Here is a 22,723-nt window from a genome sequence, read left to right as displayed (position 1 = left end):
GGATTACTCAATTATGAAAAATAAACTATTACTTAGCATTGTTGTGATAAGTATGTTGGTTGTTACATCATGCAGTGATTTGCTTGATGTAGAACCGAAGCAGTCTATTGATGCAGGCCAGGCCTTAGATACTCCTCAGAAAATTGAAGCCGCCGTTATTGGTGCTTACGATGATTTGAGTAGTGTTGATCTTTTAGGTGGTACCGTTATTTATGGTTCTGATCTGCTCGGTGATGATGGAAGTGTTACTTGGTTTGGGACTTTTTCTCAACCAGATGAGCTTTGGTCAAAAAATATTCTTACAGACAACAGTTTTGTAAGAGATGTTTGGCTACAAGGCTATGAAACGATTGATGCAACGAATAATGCTCTTTCAGCACTGGATGTTATCGACGATCCGGATATGCGTGATCGAGTTGAAGGCCAAGCTAAATTAATTCGAGGTATTGTCTATTTCGAGTTAGTACGCTTTTTTGGTCGCGATTGGGGAGACGGTGATCCGTCTCAAAACCTTGGTGTTCCTATCGTGTTGGAGCCTACCCGTAATTTTGACAATCCGCCTACGACCAGAAATAGTGTTGAAGCAGTTTATACTCAGGTAATTAATGACTTGACGGACGCTAAGAATTTGTTGCCCCCAAGTATTGAAGTTGATAATACTGTTCTGGGTAACACTTATGTAGCATCGGCCTATTTATCGCGCGTTTATTTACAACAGCGCGAATATGAAGATGCCGGTTTAGAGGCTGGGCGCGTTATCAATAGTGGAAACTACTCATTAACGCCGTTGGTCTCTGGAGCATTTAATAACCCGACGAACTCAACTGAAGATGTCTTTGCGGTACAAGTCTCTGATCAGGATGGATCGAATGATATGAACACATTTTATGCCGGGTCGCAATATTCGGGTCGAGAGGATATTGAGTTAACAGGTTATTTTAGCCTGTTCACTGGTTTATTTAATGCCGACGATGACACCAGGGATGACTTTATCCATTTTGGGGCTTCATTTGGCGGGCCATTAACAAGCAAATGGATAAATTTCCGCAATGGAAATATTAATATTGTTCGCTTGGCTGAAATGTATTTAACCCGTGGGGAAGCCAGCTTCCGCACTGGTACGGATATCAATGGAGTTCCGGCTGAAGATGACTTTAATATGGTTAGAAACCGAGCAGGACAAGAAGATATTGATGCTGCTGATATTGATCTGGACTATGTCTTTAATGAGCGTTATATCGAGTTGGCATTTGAGGGACATGTTTTACACGATACTAAGCGTTTTGAGAGATCAGCCAGCGGCTTTGCTTGGAATGCCCCGGAATTAATTTTCCCAATACCACAGCGTGAAATTGATGCAAGTGGTGGTGAACTCGAGCAAAATGACGGGTACGGTTCATAATTAACATAGGCCCGTTTATATTTTTATACTAAATATACAAAGGCACCTTCTACAATGGGGGTGCCTTTTTTTTAAACAAGTTATATTTATGAAAGTTTTAAAATGGATCGCAATATTACTTTTGGGTTTTACAGGATTGGAAGCATGCCATTTTCAATCATCCGGCCAGCCTGAAAAAGGGAAACTTTTTATCATTGGTGGAGGTCAACGGCCCATATCAATGGTTCGGGAGATAATAGCAGTTGCTAATCTGGATGATGCCAAAAATTTTGGTGTTGTGCTGCCGATGGCCAGCTCCGTCCCTGATACCAGTGCATATTATGCAATACGTCAGTTTAAAGAGGTTGGGGGTAAAAACCTGCATACTTTTAACTTTGGTGATAGTACGATAACAACTATTGAAGCGAAATTAGATTCTTTGAAAAAAGCTTCGTTGCTATATATCCCCGGCGGTGTACAAAGCAGGTTTATGGAAGCCGTCGATGGCATAGAAGGAATGGAGGAGGCTCTCGAAGAAGCTTACGAAAATGGGGCGGTAATTGCCGGTACGAGCGCGGGTGCAGCCGTTATGAGTGAGATTATGATCACCGGTGATCAAATAAAATATCCCGAATATACCCCGACGTTTTATCATTTGGAGCACAATAATATTGACACCTCGCGTGGAATGGGGTTGATAAAAGATGCTATCATTGATCAACACTTTATTAAACGGGCCCGTAATAATCGCTTGTTAACTGCGGTCATGGAATTCCCCGAGCGAGTCGGTATTGGGATTGATGAATCAACGGCTATTATTGTTGAAGGAAATGAGGCCCGAGTGGTTGGCGAATCCCAAGTATTGGTATATCGAAATGTAGATGAATCAGTAGTTATTGAGGATGGCAAATTGGGCAGCTTAAATATTCGATTGGATATTTATTTGCCGGGCGACCAATTTTATATAAATGGCCAATAAAGCAAGAGCCTGCAAACCATGATGCTTTGCAGGCTCTTTTAAAAGGTTTTAGATTTTACCTTCTATCTATTTTGCATTCCTTTCATCATGCCGCTCATATCACGATACCCTTCGGGAACCTTAAACAGATCGTCAGAAAGGGATTTTTCTTCAATCTTTGTAGCCTTCATCTGAGTGGTCCGTTTGCCGTTTTTGATTTCAATAATTTCAAGGGGCATAGATCCTTCTTCTGCAAATTTTTGAGCCCAGGCAGGGGCTTGTTGTTTTTGCATTTGGTTTTGAGGCATCATAAAAGTACCCAACCCTTTGGCCATGCAGGTTTCAAAAGTCCCGTCTTCTGATTCCATCCGCCAAACAGCACAGGTTTTGCCGGCAATGGTTTTCGTTTCACCGGTATTAGTCATATCTATCTCAGAAGTTTTATCCATTTCTGCGTTTTTGTTGGATGTATCATTGAGATCCATTTCCATATATCCTTTCATCTGCTCAATGATCATCACCATTTTAGACTCATCCGGAAGCATGAGCATCGCATTTTTTTGGCCCATGTGGTTTATTTCCATTCGCCCTTTATTGCCCTTGACCATATAAGGTATTTCACCCATGCCCTGCTTGGCTAAATCTGCCATCTCAAAATAAATAACGCCCTCAAAATTCTGTGCTTGTATTGGTGTTGAAAAACTTACGGCCACAAAGAAACCGGCCAGTAATGTTAATAATAACTTTTTCATGATACTTGCGTCCCCTTTAAGTGAAAATTAATTTATATCATCTATTATAGACATTAGTTCGTGTTAAATCTAATAAATTTATGCTGATGGTTTTGCTTAATAATCAGTATAGCTAATCAAGGATATCAATAATTATGGTTCTCGGACTTATTTCTGACACCCATGATCATGTGCCGCATATTGAAAAAGCAGCTAACATATTTAAAGAAAAAAACGTGGATATGGTATTGCATGCGGGTGATTTCTGCAGTCCCTTTACCATCCCACCATTTGAAGGACTTAATCTAAAAGGCGTTTTCGGCAATAATGATGGAGACCATTATTTAATCCTACAAAAGTTTAGTGAGATCGGAGCCACGCATTTAGGCAGTTTCGGAAAAGTGGAGGTTGGTAACAAAACCATAGGCCTGTATCACGGAACGGACGTACCTGTCACAGAAGCGTTAGAACAGTGTGGCAACTATGATGTGGTGATATCAGGGCACACCCACGAAAAGAAGGTCGAATTTATCGGAAACACCTTGGCCATAAATCCCGGTACTGCACATGGATTTGAAGATGAGGCAACCATTGCGCTGTTGGATACCCAGACGATGGATGTTTCGTTTCTTACGTTGAATTAAAAAACGCATTACGTATTCCATTTTTTGTACTCTGAAATACATAATGCGTAAAAGATAATTTATACGTATTTATTTTTGAAGATTCTTAACTACAGCCTCCGTGAAGGATGTTGTTGAACCACTTCCACCTATATCGGGTGTGCAAACAGATTTGTCTTCAAGGGTAAGATATACCGCTTGACGAATTCTGTCAGCAAGATCATCTTCGCCAATATGCTCAAGCATCATCAGTGACGAAAGCAGAAATGCGATAGGATTCGCTTTGTTTTGTCCGGCAATATCAGGCGCTGAACCGTGTACTGCTTCAAACATGGCGGCATCATCGCCGATATTAGCTGCTCCGGTAAGTCCGAGTCCGCCAACCAATCCGGAAGCAAGATCAGAAAGGATATCCCCAAAAAGGTTCGTTGTTACAATTACGTCAAATTGTTCGGGGCGCATAACCATCTGCATGGCCATATTATCAACGATTAAATCCTCGTATTCAATTTCCGGATAATCCTTGGCAATTTCTTCACCCACTTCCATAAACAATCCACAGGTAAACTTGAGGATATTTGCTTTGTGGACAAGCGTCACCTTTTTGCGTCCCTTCTTTTTGGCGTACTCAAAAGCAGAACGAATTACTTTTTTACTGGCATCACGGGTAACAACAGCAATGCTTTCGGCATGGCTGTTTTCTTTGACCCACTGTTCTTTGCCAATGTAAAGCCCTTCGGTATTTTCGCGAAACATCACCAAGTCTACATTGTCAAAACGGCTTTTGATGTGGGGAAGGGTTTTTGCCGGACGAATGTTGCTGTACAATTCAAACTTTTTGCGCATGGCAACATTGACCGAGCGGAATCCGGCTCCCACGGGAGTGGTTAAAGGTCCTTTTAAGGCCAGACGGTATTTATCAATAGCATCAAGGGTTTCATCAGGCAGAGGATCTCCGAGTTCTTCTTGTGCGGCAAGACCGGCAGTGCACTCTATCCAATTAATGTCTGCACCGGCTTCGTCTAAAATAGTGGTTACAGATTTTGTGATTTCGGGGCCAATACCATCGCCTGGGATTAAAACAATATCGTGCATGGGTAATAAGTGTTTAGAAGAACTCGGATTAAATTTTATCTGCTAATATAGCCCGCAAAGATACAAATAATAGCACTTTATACCATAACTTATCTGCCAGCAAAAGTTACTCCTTACCGATAGTTAATACCGCAGACCCGTCAAAGTTACCGGCTCGTAAATCTTTGAGGGCTTTGTTGGCTTCAGTCAGGGGATAGGTGGTTACTTGAGTTTTGACGGGAACTTCAGGAGCCAGCTGCATAAAGTCGGAGCCATCGCGACGAGTTAGGTTGGCGACCGACTCAATGGATCGTTCTTCCCAAAGATCGCTGTATGGAAAGCTTGGGATATCACTCATGTGAATGCCCGCACAGACGACCTTTCCTCCTTTTTTTACGGCTTTCAAGGCTTGCGGAACGAGCGGACCTACGGGAGCAAAAATGATGGCAGCATCTAACTTCTCGGGTGGCCGTGTTTCAGAATCTCCTGCCCAAACCGCTCCCAATTTTTTAGCAAACTGTTGGCTTTTGGTATCGCCGAGACGGGTAAATGAATATACCTTTTTATCCTGATAATGTGCTACCTGGCTAAGAATATGTGCTGCTGAACCAAACCCATAAAATCCCAGGCGCTTGGCGTTGTCTGTCTTGCGTAATGAACGATAGCCGATTAGTCCGGCACAAAGTAAGGGCGCGGCTTGAGTGGCCGGATATTCTTTGGGGATGGGGAAACAGAAACGAGCATCGGCTGCGGTATATTCGGCGAAGCCACCGTTGATATCATAACCGGTAAACTGAGCATTATCACAAAGATTCTCCTGTCCATTATTACAAAATTCACACTTTCCGCAGGTGTACCCCAGCCAGGGGACGCCCACTTTATCTCCCTTTGAAAATCCTGATACGTTAGTACCTATACCTTCAACCGAGCCAACAATTTGATGACCCAGAACAAGCGGCAGGGAGGGATGCTCAAGGTCTCCGTCAATAATATGCAGATCGGTGCGACAAACGCCACACGTTTTTACTTTTATCAAAAGCTCATTTTCTGATGGCTGGGGCACGGGAAGGTCCTCAAGCTCTAATGGATCACCGATGGTATGTAAAACCATTGCTTTCATAACTACGGGCTATTTTTTTGCTGATATGTATGCAATGCCATCTGGGGTATCATCTGTGGGGAAAGTATTGGTAAGGGTCCAACTCTCGGTATTGATCACAGAAACATTATTTTGCTCACTGTTTGAGACATACAGTTGGCGATCATCATCCGAAAAGGTGAGCCCAATAGGCATACCCATTTTTTGATCTTTGAGCGTAGATATTTTCCGGATCTGTATTTTTGACTCCACATCAAAAATGGAGATTTGGCTGGACTTTGCGTTCGAAACAGCTACCCATTGCTCATTATTTGAAAGCTCAGCACGGATGGGAAAGGCGGTACTGGTAAAACTGTGGGTAAGAGCAGCAGTTTCAATATCGAGCACAGAAATGGTGTTAGCACTTCTGTTGGTGATCCAAACTTCGTTACTGCTGGGTACAACAACGACCCCCTCGGTGCCGTCGCTGGTGTCCAGCGTTTTAATATTTTTTTCTTGTTTTAGATCTAAGATACTTACGGATCCCGAGCCAAGATTCGTGACATAGGCAATTGCTTCGTTTGGTCCAAGCGATACCATGTGAGATACTTTCTGATTGGTTTTTACAGACTGGAGTATTTCACCGTTATCAATATCTACAATAATTACAGATTGTTGATTTTCAACCGTAACAATTGCTCGTTTGTTATCCGAAAACCATTCAACGCCATGCGGTCTTGTAAAGGTACCGAGTGAAATTGTCTTGCTTACCTTCCTGTTTTTAAGATTGATCACCGTTAGGGAATTGCCGGGATGCTGATCCCCGTAGTTAGTGATCAGCGCTCGCTTTTTATTTGGGGATACGGCGACTTCATGCGGAGCTACTCCAGTGGGATATTCAGCTATTTTGTCACCGCTGGAGGCATCAAGTTGCCAGGCAGAATGTGCTGCTTTGTTGAGAACAAGCAGGGAGCCTTCGGTTTTTTGTTCAGGTTGATAAGGAAAAAAGCTAATGAGCAGGGAAAATAATATGATGGTATATCGTGTCATGACATGATGGAAATATTTATTTCATTTAATAAAGACGTCTGTTCCTTTTTTGCAGCTTTCGATCGAGACTGTATCTGCCGGGACCTATGAAAAGCAATCCGGCCATAACGATGGCAATCTCGATGCTGTGAGAATAGCTCACAAAGTCATCACCGGCGCCAACATGTTGTATGGTCGCTACCAGCATCACAATAAAAAGGAAGATTACACTAGGTGTAAAAAACAGGCCGCCGATTAAAAATATGCCTCCAAAAAACTCAGTGACTCCGGCCATAAATCCAAAGAACATGGGTGCAAAATCAATCCCCAAATACTGCATGGCCGAACCAACCTCAACCCAAGTATCCGGCCCGCCAAACATTTTGGGGTAACCATGCAGGATAAACATAATACCAAGGCCGATACGAATAATTAATAGTCCGATATTGCGGTAGTTGCCTTTTTTATAGTTTGGGGTCATCAGTAAATATCCATTTATAGCAGGTTAGACGTGTCTGTGAAAATAGGTTTAGACCGTAAGATATAGTTGAAGGAATACCTGATATCGTTGATTTAAGTTCCGGCTTTATGATGATTTTGGAACAAGGTTAGAAAAAACCGTCTCATTGGTAGCTACTATTATATGTCAGAATCATAAATATTATACAATCTTTTCTAATAATATCGAACCGTTCCACCCTTTGTTATTTAATAATTATAAATATTAATACAAGTCGTGTTTATGTCGACAGACTATATGGTTTGGTAGTTCCTCATTTGTTCCCAACCGGTATTAGCGAACACGATTTTTGAATAAAACCGTTGTTACATTGTGAAAAAATGTGAGAAATACAGAGAGAATTAACGGTCTGTTTTAACAGAAACTAATCTGTTTAAAATATTGACATAAGGTATAAGTGGAGAACTTTGTAATGTAATCTCCTCAGAGGTTGAGGGGTAAAACACAGTCTTTAATGTACCGTGGGAACTGTATGTTTTACAGGTAGTTAAACCATAAAATAATCATTGAATGTTGGATAGTTCAATCAACATACAATGGTATTATAACGAACAATTAACTTATGGTTAAACATTATGAAAACTTTGAAAATTATATTGTTACTGGTAGTATCGCTAACGATGTTAGCATTTACCTCAATGTTAAATCCCGATAAAACAATAGCGGACAATGTAGCCGAAAACAAGGATCTATCAACGTTATTAACGGCTTTGAAAGCGGCTGATTTGGTTGATGTCTTTAAAGGGGATGGGCCTTATACGGTATTTGCTCCTACGAACAAAGCCTTTGATAATTTACCCGAAGGCAAGCTCGAAGATTTGCTGAAAGCCGAGAATAAAGAAGAGCTCAGTAAAATTCTCAAATATCATGTCGTGGCCGGAGAAATCTATGCAAGTGATATTGGATCGGAGACCATGATTGAGACCTTAGAAGGGACCCAGTTAAAAATTACGTCTCAGCAGAGTACTGCGGATGAATACATGGGTGATGAGGCCGAAGCAATGAATAAAGTTATGGTTAATAATGCTGTTGTCTCTGAAGCAGATATTACAGCATCAAATGGAGTGATTCATATTATAGATAGAATCGTTACTCCTGCAGATATGGAAGTAATGGGAATTAAGAATTAACCCATTAATCTAAGGAGGGGAATCTTGCGGTTAAGGATCTTTCCATTCGTTCATAAATAAAAAAGGCCGGAGAAAAATATCTCCGGCCAATATGAATGGTGATCAATGTTATAGCGTTAGTTGATCACAATGCAAAACATTGAATTAGAATGTTTTGCAACTCACAATCCATAACTAAAATAGAATCTAATTATGAAGCTTTCAAGAATTATTGCATTTGTGCTGGTTTCCGTTGTGTTGCTGGCATTTACAGAGCATCCTGAGATAAATAATCATGGGGATCACCATAATAAAATTGTATCCATTGCGCAGGATACCGATCAGCTTTCAACGTTAGTAACGGCTGTTAAGGCCGCTGATTTGGTTGAAACCCTGAATGGGGAAGGCCCATTCACAGTCTTTGCACCTACTAATCAAGCATTCAGTAATTTGCCGGATGGTACGCTGGATATGTTGCTGAAAGAAGAAAACAAAGGGCAGCTGCAGAGTATTTTAACTTACCATGTGGTTTCCGGTAAAATTATGTCTTCCGATCTGAAGGATGGTCAAATGGTAGAAACCGTTCAAGGTAATAAACTCAAGGTTTCGTTATCTGACGGAGCAATGATAAACGGCGCCAAAGTAGCAAAGGCAGATGTTGAAGCTGCTAATGGTGTGGTGCATATCGTTGATGCCGTGCTGATGCCATCGGATAATAAGAAGTCAGAAAATTAATTGAACTGAATCATTACCGTGGTTTTTGCAAAGTCATTTAAAAAAAGCGAGGAGTTTTGTTACTCCTCGCTTTTTTTGTTTGAATTAATTGGATGGTCGTTCGATTAGGCCGTTGCCTTTTCTCTGTGCGTAATTTTAGTACCCAGTACATCGAGGAATGCACTTATCCACTTGGGATGTCCCGGCCAGGCAGGAGAGGTAACGAGCTTGCCATCAACAACAACTTCTGTTGGTTCAACATCTTTATAGTTGGCTCCGGCGGCTTCCATTTCGGGTCCGCAGGCCGGGTAAGCGGTTAAGGTTTTACCGTTGATGACATCAGCCGCGGATAAAATTTGGAGTCCGTGACAGATAGCTGCTACCGGCTTATCTTCCTCAAAAAAGTGACGAACCATATTCAATACGCCGTCTTCTCGGCGGAGGTATTCCGGAGCACGTCCACCGGCAACAACCAACCCATCATAGTCGGCGGGGTCTACATTATCAAAAGTAGCATTGAGGGCAAAGTTGTGTCCCGGTTTTTCGGAGTAAGTTTGGTCACCTTCAAAATCGTGGATGGCCGTTTTTACCGTGTCTCCTTTCTTTTTGTTTGGGCAAACGGCATGTACCGTATGCCCAACAGCCTGCAGTGCCTGAAAAGGCACCATGATTTCATAATCTTCACCAAAATCGCCTACGAGCATCAATAATTTTTTTCCAGCCATAATAAATCTCTGATTTGTTAAGATTAATAGTGTTATCGTCGTTTTTGTACCTTATCTAATGTAATAACTTCAGATAGATAATCAGCGTTCTGATTCATTAATCTGAATGTAACAATGAAATTTGATAGACGTACTTATAGCTGACTAAGAATTTAGATGGAGATAAAATAGTATACGATATGAGTAAAAGATGTTGGTTGCATTTTCGTTGATAATTTTTGGCTTTTCTACTGGTGATATTTTTGCAAAACAAACACAGGAAGAATCAATAGGTAAAGATATTGATTCCCTGAAGGTGACAGTGGATTCATTATTGAGAGAGAACAATATACCGGGAGCAGGTATTGCCTTGGTGCATAAAGACTCTGTTATATGGTCCGGCGGAATAGGCTATGCGGAATATGAGGATAAAAAACCGCTCACTGCTGATCATCTGTTTCGTGTCGGATCTATATCGAAAACATTTGTGGCCATGGGGATCATGCAGCTTGTGGAAGAAGGTACGCTGAATCTGAATGACAAAGTGCAGGAGCTGGTTCCAGAGGTGGAGATTAAAAATCCGTGGCAGCAAACGGACCCCGTACGCGTTAAACATCTGTTAGAGCATACCGCAGGGTTTGATGATATGCACTTTAGTGAGTTTTATAATACACAGGATAGTCCCAATGTTTCGCTCAAAAAAGCTTTGAGTATTAATCCCAAATCACGAGAGGTACGCTGGCGACCGGGAACACGGTACTCCTATTCGAATCCCGGTTATGCGGTGGCGGGTTATATCATTGAAAAAGTAACCGGTCAGTCGTATGAAGATTATCTGCGAGATAACATTTTAAAACCACTGGGTATGATGCAATCTTCATTCGCGTACAGCGATTCTGTAAAAAAAGCACTGTCAACAGGTTATAAAGGGGAGTATGAACCGGTTGAATATCAGCATATTTACCTTCGTCCGGCGGGCATGCTTCATTCCTCACCAGCTGATATGGCAAAGTTTGTACAACTGTTGCTAAATGACGGTTCACTTGATGGGCAAAAAATTATTGCAGACAGCTTGCTCAAGAGAATGGAGACCACAAAGACAACGCTCGCTGCTAAACATGGGTTTACAAAGGGGTATGGGATGGGAATTACAAATTCTGAGATGGTTGGATATCCGAACCTAAATCATGCGGGTGGCATTGATGGTTTTATTTCTCAATACATGTATTTCCCCGAATATGACTTGGGATATGTATTACTACTGAATAGTTCAAATGGATTCGGAGATATCCGAGGAGAAATAACGAAGTTTCTGCTGCAGAATATTCCCAAGCCAGACCCTGAACCTACTGCAGATGTTTTTGTGGAAAAACTTAACGAACTTGAAGGTTATTATACCCATCGCAGTCCGCGCAATCAGCTATTTATGCCGTTGCACGTGTTGTTAGATGGCTTGACGGTACAAGTTTCTGAGGATACGCTGCGGACTAAGGGATTTATGGAATCCCCCAAGCCGCTTTTAGCTGTTTCGGATAATAAATTCCGCAGCAAGGACAAAACGATGGCCTCTACCTTTTTTATGAATACGGAAGAGTATGGAAAAGTAATGCAGCATAACGGTAATTTCTATGTGAAAAACGGGAGTTGGAAAAAATATGTCTACCGCGGAGTATTTTTCGGTGGTTTAGGGATATTGGTGACCTTATTGTTGTTCAACGTATTCTGGATCCCATTTGAAGGTTATCGCAAATTCAGTTCAAAGCATTCCCCGTTTTCGTATCAGTGGTTTTTCTGGTGGCCGTTTGCGGCATTATGCAGTATCGGTCTTTTAGTAATAGGGGGTTCACAGATTGAGCTATTAACTATTGGTGAACGTACTTTGGCAGCGATGACGGTTACCACAGCCACTTATCTTTTTGGGATCACCTCCTTGGGGTCATTGTGGACGAGCTGGCGTAGCTGGCAGAAAGAGATTCATCCGGCTCTGAAAATTTACTTCTCAATTGTTTCAGTCACTTTAATAGGTTTTACGCTATTTTTTATCTACTGGGATTGGATGGGGCTGCGCTTATGGGTTTACTGATTTCGGCTGCAGTAATCAATTAAGCGGTTAATAAATTCGCGCTGGCCGGGATTGATCTTCTTGCGTGCCTCAAACGGTCCAAAATATTCGATGCGGTCGATTTCGGGAAAGGCTTCTGTTTTTCCCGAATTCGGAGGCCATTCGATCTCGAATTTGTTGGGGGCAAAAATAAAATCATCAGGAATCTGATATTCTACTGCCCAGCAATAAACGGTTTTACCCCCTTTCTGCTTTATAGATCCCAGTTCAATAAAATTTCCTTCCGGTATAAAACCGAGTTCTTCCTGGAATTCCCGTTTGGCAGCATCCAGCAGATCTTCATCACCTTCAACTTCGCCCTTCGGGATTGACCATGCCCCTTCGTCTTTATCCCACCAGTAGGGGCCGCCCGGGTGGGATAACAGTACTTCTAAGCTTGGTTTACGGTTAAAGAGCAGTATGCCGGCGCTAATGTTTGACAAAACTTATAATTATTAGTTGGTTAGCAACAATTAAAGATTGAGAGAATAATAATAAATCGGGGAAGTGGGATGAAAAAAATATTTTTTTGGATTAGTGGGGGCGCTATTCTTACGACCGTTGCTTTTTTTATACTGGAGCAATCGGGCAGTATGTGGCCGTCAGTGATTGCCGGTGCTACCGTAGCTTTTTTGTATTTGGGGGTGTTCTTAGGGGTCTGGTTAAAAGAGATACAATCACCAACGAAGAAAAAAGCCATAGCTGTTACTTTTATAGTGCTGTTTGTGTTTTCTATTTCCTCTGCAGTAATTAGCTATGAAGGAAGCGTGCGGCAAAAAGAAAGCCTTGAAAATATTCGCGGTCGGCTCGAGGCGGACATTCTTTATAATTACATGCATGAACCTTTGGTCAAGACATTGAGTGATTTTCATGCAGAGGAGAACAGGGAGTCTAAAATTGGAGACCTTTTTACTTCATGTTATGATTCGCTGATCACAGATGACGGAGTGTTTGAGTTCGGAAGCAGAGATGAAGATCAAACACGTTATCTGTATATAGCAGAGAGTAATGCAGACAGTGTTTTGTTGATTGGGGAATCAACATATCTGAAAGGTCAAAATGATGATTTTTCGAATTATTCGGGCCGTAAAGGACGATATCAGGTGCAGGGAATTTTAACCTCAAGGGGGATCGATTATGAGCGGCAAAACTAAAAAATACAGATGGTTGCCCTGGGCTATTGTGGCTGCAATGGTCTTGGGGATAGGAGTACTGGGTTCAAATTATGCCAACTGGTATATTTTGGAACCTTGGAATTCGGCTAAAACAGTGGTTACTCTGTTATCGATAGATGCTTTTAGCGCTGGTGTCGACTACAGTACGTTTGTTCAGGATGCTACTGCTCCTTACTGGAATTTAAGGCTCTCTGCTTTTGCGGCTATACTGTTGACGTTTGTTGTAGGACCTTCGCTTTGGGTGTATGCAGAGATCAAAAATCAGGACCGAGAATCGGAGGACGTTTTGAAGAAAAGTGTTGCATGGTATGTTGGGGTAATGCTTGTGGTTGCCAGCCTGCAGGTTGTGTCTACAACAGTGATCAAAGGCGTTGTTTTCCAAAATACGTGGAAAAGTACTGCAGAAAATAAAGCAAAAGATGTGCTTCGAAGTGATCTACTGAGGTTGGGTTATGACGCGCTTGAACGATACCATTTGCCACACAGATATGGAGGCGGAGCCGGTAGTTTTGAGGTAGCGCAGGCAAACGGTGAGGCAAGTTCTTTGCAGTTATCCGACCTCGAGAGTTATTCACAGATAGAAAGAAATGCTTATGCCATAGTACCCACAAAGTCGGATAGCGTCATTAGAATACGCGGAACAAGTGATTATTTAAAAACCGATATAGATGTTGCAGTTCCCGATGCGGCTGTACAGATAGATCTTGTGGTGATACCACCAAGCAAATTTGAGTTTGCAGTACTTTAATGGATAGATTAAGCGCAGTAAAATTTAATACATTTGATAGGCTGTAGGTCACATCCGATTCCAAACCCAGTTGGGTACCAGTTTTACAAACCATCCCACCAGTCGCCACCGCTTGGTGATATAGACTTCATTCTTTTTGCGTTCAATGGCATCGCCAATCTGAGTTGCCGCTTTTTCTGTTGGCTGTACCCAGAAAAGATCTTTTTTACCCTCTGTCATTTCCGACTCTACAAAGCCGGGCATGATCGTGGATACATAAATATCTGCATCCGAATGATTAGCCTTTTGGCGATATCCCTGCAGGTAAGTGTTAACGAACGACTTGGAAGCGTTATAGGGAATGTTTAATCCCCATCCGAAAAGCCCGGCTACCGATGAGATGCCCACAATGTGACCATGTCCCTGTTCTTCAAATAGATTAAAGCTATAGCTGGCCAGGTTCGCAAAACCGCGAACGTTGACATCAATCACGTGCAGGTCAGCTTGTCGTCCCACCGAGTCTTTTTGATAGTTTGAAACGCCAGCATTGAGCACGATGATATCGAGTCCGCCCATATCTTTTTTTAGCTGATCGAGCTTATGGACCGCATCATCAAGCTCCGTCACATCCATAAACTGCGTATAGATCCGGGTATTGAGTTGCTGTTTGAGGTCTTGGAGCCGCTCGAGCCGACGGCCCGTAGCTCCAATGGTATATCCACGGTTGTGCATTTCCACAGCCAGTGCTCGACCGATACCGGACGTGGCTCCAATGATGGCTACTTTTTTTGTCATCCTAATGAGCTAATGGTTTGTCGAAATTGATGCTTGGCAAGGTTAATCCATTCGGGATGTTCTTCTTCTCGGAATAACGACGGATGGATGATTTGGGCCAGTATGCGAGCGGAATCTACGAGGCGAGGTCCCGGTCGGTTGAAATAGTGATCGCCGTCAGCGATAAAAACCTGTTTGTTTTTGACGGCGCGGAGTTGACCCCATCCATTACGAGAAGTAAGTGCCGAAATTTCTGAAAGCGTTTCATCGATAGAATATCCGCAGGGGATGATTGTGATGATATCAGGATTGAGTTGCTGAACGGTATTCCATGATATCTCAGGTGAATGGTTCCCTGTCTCAGCGCCCACGGGAATACCGCCAGCAACTTGTACCAGCTCGGGAATCCAGTTGCCGGCCGTCATAAGCGGCTCCATCCACTCGATAGAAAGCACTTTGGGTGGAGTAAGCTCAATGGTTCTTTGCTGGATCTCCTGCATTTCTGATTTCATGCGGCCGGTAAGTTCGTTGGCAGCTCCTTCAGCATCAATAGCTTGAGCGATCGTTCGGATCGACTGTACCCAGCTCGATAAATCGGTGGGAGATACCGAAACTACTTCAACATTAGCACCCAGGGTGGATTGCACTGCTTTTTTCACCTCATTAAAGGAAGCCGCACACACTTCGCAGTGATCTTGGGTTAGAATGACATCCGGCTGTAAGGCTTTCAGCTGTTCTTCGTCCAAGCGATAGACCGACAACCCTTCCTGCAAAAGTGCTTTCACCCGTTGGTCAATTTCATAACTACTTCCATCGGGATTGAATTTCGGTTCGGTACAGGAGGGGAGATGATCAATCCCATCAGGATAATTACATTCATGGGATCGGCCGACAAGCTCATCCTTTTTGCCAAGCGCTGCTACAATTTCTGTGGTGCTTGGTAAAAGGGAAATAATTCGCATAGTTGATGTCTTTAAATGTGGTTACAGTTGGGATCGCAAAATAAAATAGGGAATTTTGGTTATTCCAAACACTGTCTTCCTTAAAAGTTTGTCGTATCAATGATTTGTAAATTGAACTATAGCAAATAAATTACCTATATTAAATTTCGATTTTTGAAAGTCATAAGATAACAATTTGCCTACTCTAAAGAAGACATACCGGCTTGCAGCAGTGTTTACACTCTTTTTGCTTGCAAGCAATATATTGCTGCCTGCGGCTGCATCGGCCGTTAATTTGTATTGCGATATGGGCATGGTAGGACAGGGCGTGCACGGATGTTGTGATGGCTCCGAGATGGATCATCATGAACAGGCGGGTGCTGCTGATTGTGTGATGCTATCATTCTGCGAGCAGGTTGTTGACAGTCCACAGTCTGATACGCCGGCCGTCATGCAACATATCAAAAGTCTTGTTGTTGCAGAACTGACTGATGAAATCGAAACCCAACCACTGGAAACCGATTATCCCGTCCCACATAGGGATAAATCCGTAACTGACTATAATGCGCCCCCTCTCTTTTTGATGAACAGCGCTTTTCTGAATTAGCGATTGGCCACCCTTTCTTAGCCTGAATTATTTTTCAGGCAAACCTACGCATTACGAAATATGGTTATATCTGTATTGCCACGTATTGCGTGTTCATTTTCATTGGTCAAATAATTTATCGCTAATTCAATGCTCGACAAAACCATACGTTTCTTTCTTGAAAATAAATTAATCGCTGTTCTGCTTCTATTGGGGGTGGTCGTTTGGGGTATTGCCGTAGCTCCTTTTTCCTGGGATATCGATATACTGCCTCAGGATCCCGTAGCAGTAGATGCTATTCCCAATCTGGGACAAAATCAGCAGATTGTTTATACCTCCTGGCCCGGCCGTTCGCCGCAGGATGTGGAAGACCAAATAACCTATCCGCTTACCACGCAACTGTTAACCGTGCCGGGGGTCAAAACGGTGCGAAGCAGCTCCATGATGGGCACTTCAAGTATCTATGTGATTTTTGAGGAGGATGTCGATTTCTACTGGAGTCGATCGCGTATCCTTGAAAAGCTCAATTCATTACCCTCGGGAACGCTACCGCAGGGCGTGCAGCCATCGCTGGGTCCGGATGCGACCGGGTTGGGACAGATTTTCTGGTATACGCTCGAAGGACGAGACAGTGAGGGTAATGCCACCGGTGGATGGGACCTGCAGGAGTTAAGAAGTATCCAGGATTTCTATGTGGGATACGGTTTGTCAGCTGTTGAAGGCGTGGCAGAAGTGGCACCCATCGGCGGTTATGTCAGCGAATATCAGGTTGACGTAGATCCCGAGAAGATGCAGGAATACGGCATTTCCATGACGGAGGTGTTCAAGGCAGTAAAAGAAAGTAACGCTGAGGTCGGTGCACGAACTATTGAGATGAATAATGTGGAGTACTTGGTCCGTGGGCTCGGGTACATCGAAAATATGGAAGACCTCGAGCAGGCCGTGGTGAAAGTGGTCGAAAATACGCCCGTGCGCATCAGCGAAATTGCGAATGTCAGCCGCGGCCCTTCACTGCGGCGCGGGGCTCTTGACAAGGGCGGAGCCGAAGTGGTGGGAGCCGTTGTTACGGCCCGTGAGGGTGCCAATCCCATGCAGGTCATTGAAAATGTAAAAGCCAAGATCAAAGAAATTGGGCCGGGGCTGCCCTCCAAAACATTGGATGACGGTACGGAATCAAAAGTTTCTATTGTTCCTTTTTACGATCGAAGCACGCTGATTCAGGAAACCCTTGGCACGCTCGAAGAGGCGCTTACGCTGGAGGTGCTTATTACCATTATTGTAATTGTGGTGATGGTTCTCAATCTGCGGACGTCTATTCTGATTTCCGGGATGCTTCCCGTTGCGGTATTGATGACATTTATTGCCATGAAACTGGCCGGAGTGGATGCCAATATTGTATCTCTGTCGGGGATCGCCATTGCCATCGGTACTATTGTGGATATGGGGATCGTACTCTCAGAGAATATGTTGCAGCATATGGATCGGGCCGATCCCGATGAGTCGCTGCTCGAGGTCATTTATCGGGCCTCCAGCGAGGTGGCACACGCCATCATTACGGCAATCACCATGACGATCGTTAGTTTTCTCCCCGTCTTTACAATGATTGCCGCCGAGGGAAAGCTGTTCCGTCCGCTGGCATTCACCAAAACCTTTGCGCTTGTGGCAGCAATTATTATTGTGATTACGCTTATCCCTCCGTTTGCTCACTGGTTTTTCTCTATCAAAATTAAAAAACGCCCGCTTAAAATAGCCTGGAACGCCTTGTTAATTCTCGGCGGGTTGTTTGTTGCTATAAATGTGATGACTTGGGCCGGGGTTGTTCTTATTGGTTTTGGATTGATAAACGGCGCGGCTCTGTTTGTTCGTGATGATCGATATCAACAGTGGTTGCCAACTTTGAATATGAGTTTGATTGTAGTAGGGGTTGCATGGTTACTCACCGGAGAATGGCTGCCGTTGGGACCGGGTGTTTCTTTTGCCGGCAACTTTATCACGGTAGCACTGTTACTCACGGTTGTTATGGGTAGTTTCTGGCTGGTCATTTATTTTTACCGTCCTATTTTGGATTGGTGTCTGACGAACAAAAAACTGTTTTTGTCGATCCCCACATCACTGATCGTATTGGCCATGGTTATCTGGCTTGGATTTTCTGGAGTGTTTGGCTTTGTAGCCAGTGGATTCAACTCCGTTGGTCTCAATATTGAAAACACTTCTGCATGGCGGGCAGCCGAGTCCACCTTCCCGGGTCTGGGCGAAGAGTTTATGCCGCCATTGGACGAAGGTTCTTATTTGTTGATGCCGACAACAATGCCCCATGCCGGCATGGAAGAAGCCAAAGATGTGATGCAGAAGTTGGATATGCGCGTTGCCTCCATTCCCGAGGTGGAAACGGTTGTGGGAAAAATGGGGCGCACCGAATCAGCGTTGGATCCGGCTCCCATCTCCATGTTTGAGAATATCATCACCTATAAAACAGAGTATAAAACCAATGAAGACGGGCATCGCATTCGATTTCGTACGGACTCTGATGGGAATTTTGTCCGCAGTGATAATGGTGATCTTATTCCCGATGCTGATGGACAGTATTACCGGCAGTGGCGCGATCATATACAGTCGCCCGATGATATTTGGGATGAAATCGTAGAAGCAGCCAATATTCCGGGTACGACCTCCGCGCCCAAGCTGCAGCCTATTCAAACGCGGCAGATTATGTTGCAGTCGGGGATGCGGGCACCGATGGGCATCAAGGTGAAGGGACCGAATCTGCAGACCATTGAAGATTTTGGGCTTCGTCTTGAGGAAGAACTCCAGCAGGTTCCCGGCATCAAGCCCTCCTCGGTTTTTGCGGATCGCATCGTTGGTAAACCGTACCTGGAAATAGATGTCAATAGACAAAAGATAGCTCGTTATGGGTTGTCGATGCAAGCTGTTCAGCATTACCTGGAGGTAGCTCTGGGCGGCATTCAGTTAACCAATACCGTGGAAGGACGAGAACGGTATCCGGTACGGGTGCGCTATGCCCGTGAGCAGCGCGACGACCCGGAGAAGATTAAACGAATGCTGGTGCCTACAGCTATGGGATCACAAGTGCCGTTGGGACAGCTGGCAGAGATCCGTTACCGTCAGGGACCGCAGGCGATCAAAAGCGAGGACACTTTTTTAGTGGGCTATGTGATTTTTGACAGTGAGGATTCCATCGCTGAGGTTGATGCCGTTGAAAATGCGCAAAATTATCTGAATGAGCAGATCAGCACCGGAAATCTAACAGTACCGCCGGGAATTAGCTACGAGTTTGCCGGTAATTATGAAAATCAGGTGCGAGCTTCCAAGCGACTGGCTATTATTCTGCCTATTGCCCTGCTGCTGATATTTCTGATCATCTATTTCCAGTTTAAATCAGTGCCGACCTCCATGATGATCTTCAGTAGTATTTTTGTGGCCTGGGCCGGTGGATTTATTCTCGTTTGGTTGTATGGGCAGGGCTGGTTTATGGATTTCAGCATGTTTGGAACCAATATGCGTGAGCTGTTCCAGATGGGAACCGTGAACTTAAGTATCGCCGTATGGGTTGGCTTTATTGCGCTCTTTGGTATTGCTGCCGAGGGGGGAGTAGTGATGGCTACCTATCTGGATCAGGTGTTTGACCGCGACAAGCCCGGGACACTGCAGGAGATAAAATTGGCTGTAGAAGAGGCGGCCGGCCGGCGTATTCGCCCCACTATGATGACCACAGCTACAACCATACTGGCCCTGATTCCCGTGCTCACCTCTACGGGACGCGGCGCGGATATTATGGTGCCGATGGCGATCCCCAGCGTGGGTGGGATGTTCTTGCAGATCATCACACTGTTTGTAGTACCGGTGCTTTATGCCATGTGGCAAGAGTGGAAGCTGAAACAGCAGGCAGAAACAAGTGAGGTTTAAATGATAATTCCTAAGAGATTCAAAATGATGAAGTTTATTGAGATTCTAACAGTATCCATCTTATTCCAAAGTGGGTTATCGGAACGAGATATAGCTACTATCAAGTCCCCCTTTGAAGGAGGGTTAAAGGGGATGATCATATTATTGACAATTATGATTATTCCATTATTTGTAATGGGTCAACAGGCAGATACGAGCAACGTTCAGATCGAGCAGTACCTGCGACAGGCCGCCCAAAATAATCCTGATCTTAGAGCTCAATACCGGCAATATTTGTCGGCTCTACAACAATCGCCACAAGTAAGTGCGCTACCTGATCCGGAATTATCTTTTGGGTATTTCATCAATCCGATTGAAACGCGCGTAGGTCCGCAACAGGCCCGTTTTGGCGTTACGCAGATGTTTCCCTGGTTTGGTACGCTTGGAGCCCGTGGTGAAGCAGCTACACAGAAGGCAAAAGCCCGGTTTGAGGCTTTTCAGGATGCACGGAATACCTTGTTTTATGAGGTTCAAAAAAGCTGGTTTGAGCTTTATCGGGTTGAGGAGGCTATCCAGATTCTGAAGGAAAACATAGCGCTTCTGGATATTTTTGAGTCGCTGGCTACGCAGAAATATGAGACCAACCAGGTTGGACAGGCGGATGTCCTGCGTGTCCAGATAGAGAAAGAGGATTTAAAATCAAGACTGGAGCTGCAAAAAGACAATCGCCAGGTGGCATTACAGGAGTTTAATGAACGGCTTAATCGTCCGCCCGACGCCCGTGTAGTAATTGCGGACAGTTTGCAGGGCAAACTGTTGCAGATGTCAAAGAGTGAATTAGAGCAGGCGGTGCTGCTTCAGAATCCGAAATTGTCAAAAATTGATTTTGAAGCGTCGTCGGCGCAGAGTTCCATTAAAGCCGCACAAAAAGAAGGGATGCCAAAGTTTGGGATTGGCGTCGATTATCTGATCACCGGTGAACGCGATATGGCGCTCGCAGATAACGGCCAGGATGCGATTCTTGCTCGCGTGGGGGTTCAGGTTCCATTGTATCGGAAGAAGTATCGAGCGAAAGAAAAGCAGGCTCAGATTCAACTGCGATCGGTACAAGACCGACAGCAGAGTGTAGAAAATCGGATATTAACACAGCTCAGTCAGGCATTAAGAGATTATCATGATGGTCAGCGACGACTGAATCTTTACAAGGATATTCAGATTCAGCGTACTCAGCAGACCCTTGATATTTTGACCGAACAGTATTCAACATCGGCAACAGATTTTGAGGAACTGTTGCGATTGCAGCGCAAATTATTGGATTATGAGCTTGCCCGTCAACAGGCCTTGGTCGACCTAAACACAGCAGTGTCACGCATTGAATATTTGTACGGCAAGCACAATACGGATCCCGAAGAAGTTCAAATAACAAATTAACTGAAATGTAAGGGTGTATGGCAATACGCCCCAGCAAAAAATAAAACTATGAAAACATCAAAAAAATTAAAGCAAATAGCACGAATCATTGGATTGTTGCTGACGGGACTCCTATTAGGATGGCTTATTTTTGGAGGGTCATCAGCTAATCAGTCGCAAGGCATGGATGAGCATATTGAAGAATCGCACACCAACGAACAGGGCGAAGTCGTATACACTTGCAGCATGCATCCCAGCGTGCGACAATCAGAACCGGGTAATTGCCCGATTTGCGGGATGGAACTTATTCCGGCAGATAGGTCCGATACTGAGAGTAGCTCCGGAGAAAGTGATTACGAACTAAAAATGACTAAAGCCGCTGCCCGACTGGCCGATATTCAGACCACAGAAGTTGTTAAAGGAACTGCGGTTAAGAAAGTACGAATGCCGGGCAAAATTGCAGTGGATGAGCGGCGCGTATCAAATGTGACAGCCCATTTTCCCGGTCGTATTACCCAGCTTTATGTTGATTATACCGGAGCTCGAATTCAACAGGGAGAACGGCTGGCATCGATTTATTCTCCGCAGCTATTGTCGGCTCAGCGCGAACTTCTTGAAACGCAAAAGCATAAGGCAAGCAATCCCGCTCTTTATCAATCGACTCGACGAAAGCTGGAGCTGTGGGAGCTGCCCGAAGAAGAAATTCAAAAAATTGAGAATAGTGGTGAAGTTATTAATGAGCTCGATATAGTATCGCCCGCCGAGGGATATGTGCTAAAACGAAATATCTCGGAGCAGGATCATGTGATGGAGGGAACCGTGATGTATGAAATTGCGAATCTTTCAAAGGTTTGGGTAACCTTCGAAGTTTATGAGCGTGATCTGGCCGGATTGTCGGAAGGCAATGAAGTGTCATTTACGGTTGAAGCCTATCCCGGGGAAACATTTGAAGGTGAAGTTACATATATCGATCCCACCTTGGATCCGCAGTCGCGAACAGCCACCGTCCGGGCAGAGGTTCCCAATCCTGATCGACACCTGAAGCCGCAGATGCTTGCAGAAGGTATTATTTCATCAGAAATAGCTGATGGAAAAGAGCAAACGCTCATCCCAAAATCAGCAGTGCTGTGGACTGGGGAACGGTCGGTGGTATATGTACAAAGGACAGTGAATGGTCAGCCGGTT

21 protein-coding genes are annotated in these 22,723 nt (G+C 44.1%); 12 read left to right on the top strand and 9 right to left on the bottom strand.

Features of this window, described 5'->3' with window-relative positions; translation table 11 throughout:
- Positions 1 to 13: 13 nt before the first annotated feature.
- Both ACQ76V_RS14320 and ACQ76V_RS14315 read left to right on the top strand, forming a co-directional pair.
- Positions 14 to 1,402, top strand: coding sequence for a RagB/SusD family nutrient uptake outer membrane protein (locus ACQ76V_RS14320; protein WP_441001195.1), 1,389 nt, complete (start codon positions 14 to 16; stop codon positions 1,400 to 1,402).
- Positions 1,403 to 1,490: 88 nt separating this feature from the next.
- Positions 1,491 to 2,360: a cyanophycinase gene (locus ACQ76V_RS14315; protein ID WP_441001194.1), complete on the top strand. Its 870-nt coding sequence runs from the start codon at positions 1,491 to 1,493 to the stop codon at positions 2,358 to 2,360.
- Positions 2,361 to 2,422: 62 nt separating this feature from the next.
- Here ACQ76V_RS14315 and ACQ76V_RS14310 read toward each other — a convergent pair whose 3' ends face one another.
- Complete coding sequence (locus tag ACQ76V_RS14310; protein ID WP_441001193.1) at positions 2,423 to 3,091, bottom strand: DUF4412 domain-containing protein; 669 nt, start codon at positions 3,089 to 3,091, stop codon at positions 2,423 to 2,425.
- Positions 3,092 to 3,225: 134 nt separating this feature from the next.
- Between ACQ76V_RS14310 and ACQ76V_RS14305 the strand changes: the two genes are divergently transcribed.
- Positions 3,226 to 3,714, top strand: coding sequence for a metallophosphoesterase (locus ACQ76V_RS14305; protein WP_441001192.1), 489 nt, complete (start codon positions 3,226 to 3,228; stop codon positions 3,712 to 3,714).
- A gap of 69 nt (positions 3,715 to 3,783) precedes the next feature.
- Here the strand turns inward: ACQ76V_RS14305 and ACQ76V_RS14300 are convergent, their stop codons facing one another.
- The 4 genes from ACQ76V_RS14300 to ACQ76V_RS14285 all read right to left on the bottom strand — a co-directional run bounded on the left by ACQ76V_RS14300 (position 3,784) and on the right by ACQ76V_RS14285 (position 7,355).
- The gene (locus ACQ76V_RS14300) at positions 3,784 to 4,788 is read right to left on the bottom strand and encodes an isocitrate/isopropylmalate dehydrogenase family protein (RefSeq protein WP_441001191.1); all 1,005 of its coding nucleotides are present in this window, start codon (positions 4,786 to 4,788) and stop codon (positions 3,784 to 3,786) included.
- A gap of 106 nt (positions 4,789 to 4,894) precedes the next feature.
- On the bottom strand, positions 4,895 to 5,887 hold the full coding sequence (locus ACQ76V_RS14295) for a zinc-dependent alcohol dehydrogenase family protein (protein WP_441001190.1): 993 nt from the start codon (positions 5,885 to 5,887) through the stop codon (positions 4,895 to 4,897).
- A 9-nt stretch (positions 5,888 to 5,896) separates the two neighbouring features.
- Positions 5,897 to 6,895: a YncE family protein gene (locus ACQ76V_RS14290; RefSeq protein ID WP_441001189.1), complete on the bottom strand. Its 999-nt coding sequence runs from the start codon at positions 6,893 to 6,895 to the stop codon at positions 5,897 to 5,899.
- 25 nt (positions 6,896 to 6,920) lie between these two features.
- Entirely contained in the window at positions 6,921 to 7,355 is a 435-nt protein-coding gene (locus ACQ76V_RS14285; RefSeq protein ID WP_441001188.1) for a DoxX family protein, read from the bottom strand.
- A gap of 614 nt (positions 7,356 to 7,969) precedes the next feature.
- Here ACQ76V_RS14285 and ACQ76V_RS14280 point away from each other — a divergent pair.
- Positions 7,970 to 8,524, top strand: a complete 555-nt coding sequence (locus tag ACQ76V_RS14280; protein WP_441001187.1) for a fasciclin domain-containing protein — start codon at positions 7,970 to 7,972, stop codon at positions 8,522 to 8,524.
- Between the two features lie 192 nt (positions 8,525 to 8,716).
- Positions 8,717 to 9,238 carry a fasciclin domain-containing protein gene (locus tag ACQ76V_RS14275; protein ID WP_441001186.1) on the top strand — a complete coding sequence of 174 codons (522 nt, stop codon included), beginning with the start codon at positions 8,717 to 8,719 and terminating at the stop codon, positions 9,236 to 9,238.
- 104 nt (positions 9,239 to 9,342) lie between these two features.
- Here the strand turns inward: ACQ76V_RS14275 and ACQ76V_RS14270 are convergent, their stop codons facing one another.
- Positions 9,343 to 9,942 carry a DJ-1/PfpI family protein gene (locus ACQ76V_RS14270; RefSeq protein ID WP_441001185.1) on the bottom strand — a complete coding sequence of 200 codons (600 nt, stop codon included), beginning with the start codon at positions 9,940 to 9,942 and terminating at the stop codon, positions 9,343 to 9,345.
- Positions 9,943 to 10,132: 190 nt separating this feature from the next.
- Here ACQ76V_RS14270 and ACQ76V_RS14265 point away from each other — a divergent pair, with 190 nt between their 5' ends.
- Positions 10,133 to 12,004: a serine hydrolase domain-containing protein gene (locus ACQ76V_RS14265; RefSeq protein ID WP_441001184.1), complete on the top strand. Its 1,872-nt coding sequence runs from the start codon at positions 10,133 to 10,135 to the stop codon at positions 12,002 to 12,004.
- Here ACQ76V_RS14265 and ACQ76V_RS14260 read toward each other — a convergent pair.
- Positions 11,998 to 12,465 (bottom strand): NUDIX domain-containing protein, encoded by a 468-nt coding sequence (locus ACQ76V_RS14260; protein WP_441001183.1) that lies wholly within the window; start codon positions 12,463 to 12,465, stop codon positions 11,998 to 12,000. The genes ACQ76V_RS14265 and ACQ76V_RS14260 overlap by 7 nt on opposite strands.
- A gap of 69 nt (positions 12,466 to 12,534) precedes the next feature.
- Between ACQ76V_RS14260 and ACQ76V_RS14255 the strand changes: the two genes are divergently transcribed.
- Together ACQ76V_RS14255 and ACQ76V_RS14250 are read left to right on the top strand one after the other, a co-directional pair.
- A complete protein-coding gene (locus tag ACQ76V_RS14255) occupies positions 12,535 to 13,176 on the top strand; it encodes a hypothetical protein (RefSeq protein ID WP_441001182.1) in 642 nt (213 codons plus the stop codon).
- Positions 13,160 to 13,945, top strand: a complete 786-nt coding sequence (locus ACQ76V_RS14250) for a hypothetical protein (RefSeq protein ID WP_441001181.1) — start codon at positions 13,160 to 13,162, stop codon at positions 13,943 to 13,945. Before ACQ76V_RS14255 ends, ACQ76V_RS14250 begins: the two co-directional genes overlap by 17 nt.
- A gap of 48 nt (positions 13,946 to 13,993) precedes the next feature.
- Here ACQ76V_RS14250 and ACQ76V_RS14245 read toward each other — a convergent pair whose 3' ends face one another.
- Both ACQ76V_RS14245 and ACQ76V_RS14240 read right to left on the bottom strand, forming a co-directional pair.
- Positions 13,994 to 14,719 (bottom strand): SDR family NAD(P)-dependent oxidoreductase, encoded by a 726-nt coding sequence (locus tag ACQ76V_RS14245; RefSeq protein WP_441001180.1) that lies wholly within the window; start codon positions 14,717 to 14,719, stop codon positions 13,994 to 13,996.
- Positions 14,716 to 15,660 carry a cobalamin-binding protein gene (locus ACQ76V_RS14240; protein WP_441001179.1) on the bottom strand — a complete coding sequence of 315 codons (945 nt, stop codon included), beginning with the start codon at positions 15,658 to 15,660 and terminating at the stop codon, positions 14,716 to 14,718. The genes ACQ76V_RS14245 and ACQ76V_RS14240 overlap by 4 nt, the downstream gene beginning before the upstream one ends.
- Positions 15,661 to 15,835: 175 nt before the next feature.
- Here ACQ76V_RS14240 and ACQ76V_RS14235 point away from each other — a divergent pair, with 175 nt between their 5' ends.
- The 4 genes from ACQ76V_RS14235 to ACQ76V_RS14220 all read left to right on the top strand — a co-directional run.
- Positions 15,836 to 16,246, top strand: a complete 411-nt coding sequence (locus ACQ76V_RS14235; protein ID WP_441001178.1) for a hypothetical protein — start codon at positions 15,836 to 15,838, stop codon at positions 16,244 to 16,246.
- Positions 16,247 to 16,375: 129 nt separating this feature from the next.
- On the top strand, positions 16,376 to 20,149 hold the full coding sequence (locus ACQ76V_RS14230) for an efflux RND transporter permease subunit (RefSeq protein ID WP_441001177.1): 3,774 nt from the start codon (positions 16,376 to 16,378) through the stop codon (positions 20,147 to 20,149).
- Between the two features lie 24 nt (positions 20,150 to 20,173).
- A complete protein-coding gene (locus tag ACQ76V_RS14225) occupies positions 20,174 to 21,559 on the top strand; it encodes a TolC family protein (protein ID WP_441001176.1) in 1,386 nt (461 codons plus the stop codon).
- 48 nt (positions 21,560 to 21,607) lie between these two features.
- On the top strand, positions 21,608 to 22,723 hold a 1,116-nt coding region (locus ACQ76V_RS14220), incomplete at its 3' end, for an efflux RND transporter periplasmic adaptor subunit (protein ID WP_441001175.1).

Source organism: Fodinibius sp. SL11 (assembly GCF_052060035.1).
Classification (GTDB): domain Bacteria; phylum Bacteroidota; class Rhodothermia; order Balneolales; family Balneolaceae; genus Fodinibius.
This window is presented reverse-complemented; position numbering and strand designations above follow the sequence as displayed.

Excerpts from the sequence above, each read along its gene's own strand:
- ACQ76V_RS14320 (WP_441001195.1), top strand. The coding sequence starts at position 14 with ATGAAAAATAAACTATTACTTAGCATTGTTGTGATAAGTATGTTGGTT.
- ACQ76V_RS14315 (WP_441001194.1), top strand. The coding sequence starts at position 1,491 with ATGAAAGTTTTAAAATGGATCGCAATATTACTTTTGGGTTTTACAGGA.
- ACQ76V_RS14310 (WP_441001193.1), bottom strand. The coding sequence starts at position 3,091 with ATGAAAAAGTTATTATTAACATTACTGGCCGGTTTCTTTGTGGCCGTA.
- ACQ76V_RS14305 (WP_441001192.1), top strand. The coding sequence starts at position 3,226 with ATGGTTCTCGGACTTATTTCTGACACCCATGATCATGTGCCGCATATT.
- ACQ76V_RS14300 (WP_441001191.1), bottom strand. The coding sequence starts at position 4,788 with ATGCACGATATTGTTTTAATCCCAGGCGATGGTATTGGCCCCGAAATC.
- ACQ76V_RS14295 (WP_441001190.1), bottom strand. The coding sequence starts at position 5,887 with ATGAAAGCAATGGTTTTACATACCATCGGTGATCCATTAGAGCTTGAG.
- ACQ76V_RS14290 (WP_441001189.1), bottom strand. The coding sequence starts at position 6,895 with ATGACACGATATACCATCATATTATTTTCCCTGCTCATTAGCTTTTTT.
- ACQ76V_RS14285 (WP_441001188.1), bottom strand. The coding sequence starts at position 7,355 with ATGACCCCAAACTATAAAAAAGGCAACTACCGCAATATCGGACTATTA.
- ACQ76V_RS14280 (WP_441001187.1), top strand. The coding sequence starts at position 7,970 with ATGAAAACTTTGAAAATTATATTGTTACTGGTAGTATCGCTAACGATG.
- ACQ76V_RS14275 (WP_441001186.1), top strand. The coding sequence starts at position 8,717 with ATGAAGCTTTCAAGAATTATTGCATTTGTGCTGGTTTCCGTTGTGTTG.
- ACQ76V_RS14270 (WP_441001185.1), bottom strand. The coding sequence starts at position 9,942 with ATGGCTGGAAAAAAATTATTGATGCTCGTAGGCGATTTTGGTGAAGAT.
- ACQ76V_RS14265 (WP_441001184.1), top strand. The coding sequence starts at position 10,133 with ATGTTGGTTGCATTTTCGTTGATAATTTTTGGCTTTTCTACTGGTGAT.
- ACQ76V_RS14255 (WP_441001182.1), top strand. The coding sequence starts at position 12,535 with ATGAAAAAAATATTTTTTTGGATTAGTGGGGGCGCTATTCTTACGACC.
- ACQ76V_RS14250 (WP_441001181.1), top strand. The coding sequence starts at position 13,160 with ATGAGCGGCAAAACTAAAAAATACAGATGGTTGCCCTGGGCTATTGTG.
- ACQ76V_RS14245 (WP_441001180.1), bottom strand. The coding sequence starts at position 14,719 with ATGACAAAAAAAGTAGCCATCATTGGAGCCACGTCCGGTATCGGTCGA.
- ACQ76V_RS14240 (WP_441001179.1), bottom strand. The coding sequence starts at position 15,660 with ATGCGAATTATTTCCCTTTTACCAAGCACCACAGAAATTGTAGCAGCG.
- ACQ76V_RS14230 (WP_441001177.1), top strand. The coding sequence starts at position 16,376 with ATGCTCGACAAAACCATACGTTTCTTTCTTGAAAATAAATTAATCGCT.
- ACQ76V_RS14225 (WP_441001176.1), top strand. The coding sequence starts at position 20,174 with ATGATGAAGTTTATTGAGATTCTAACAGTATCCATCTTATTCCAAAGT.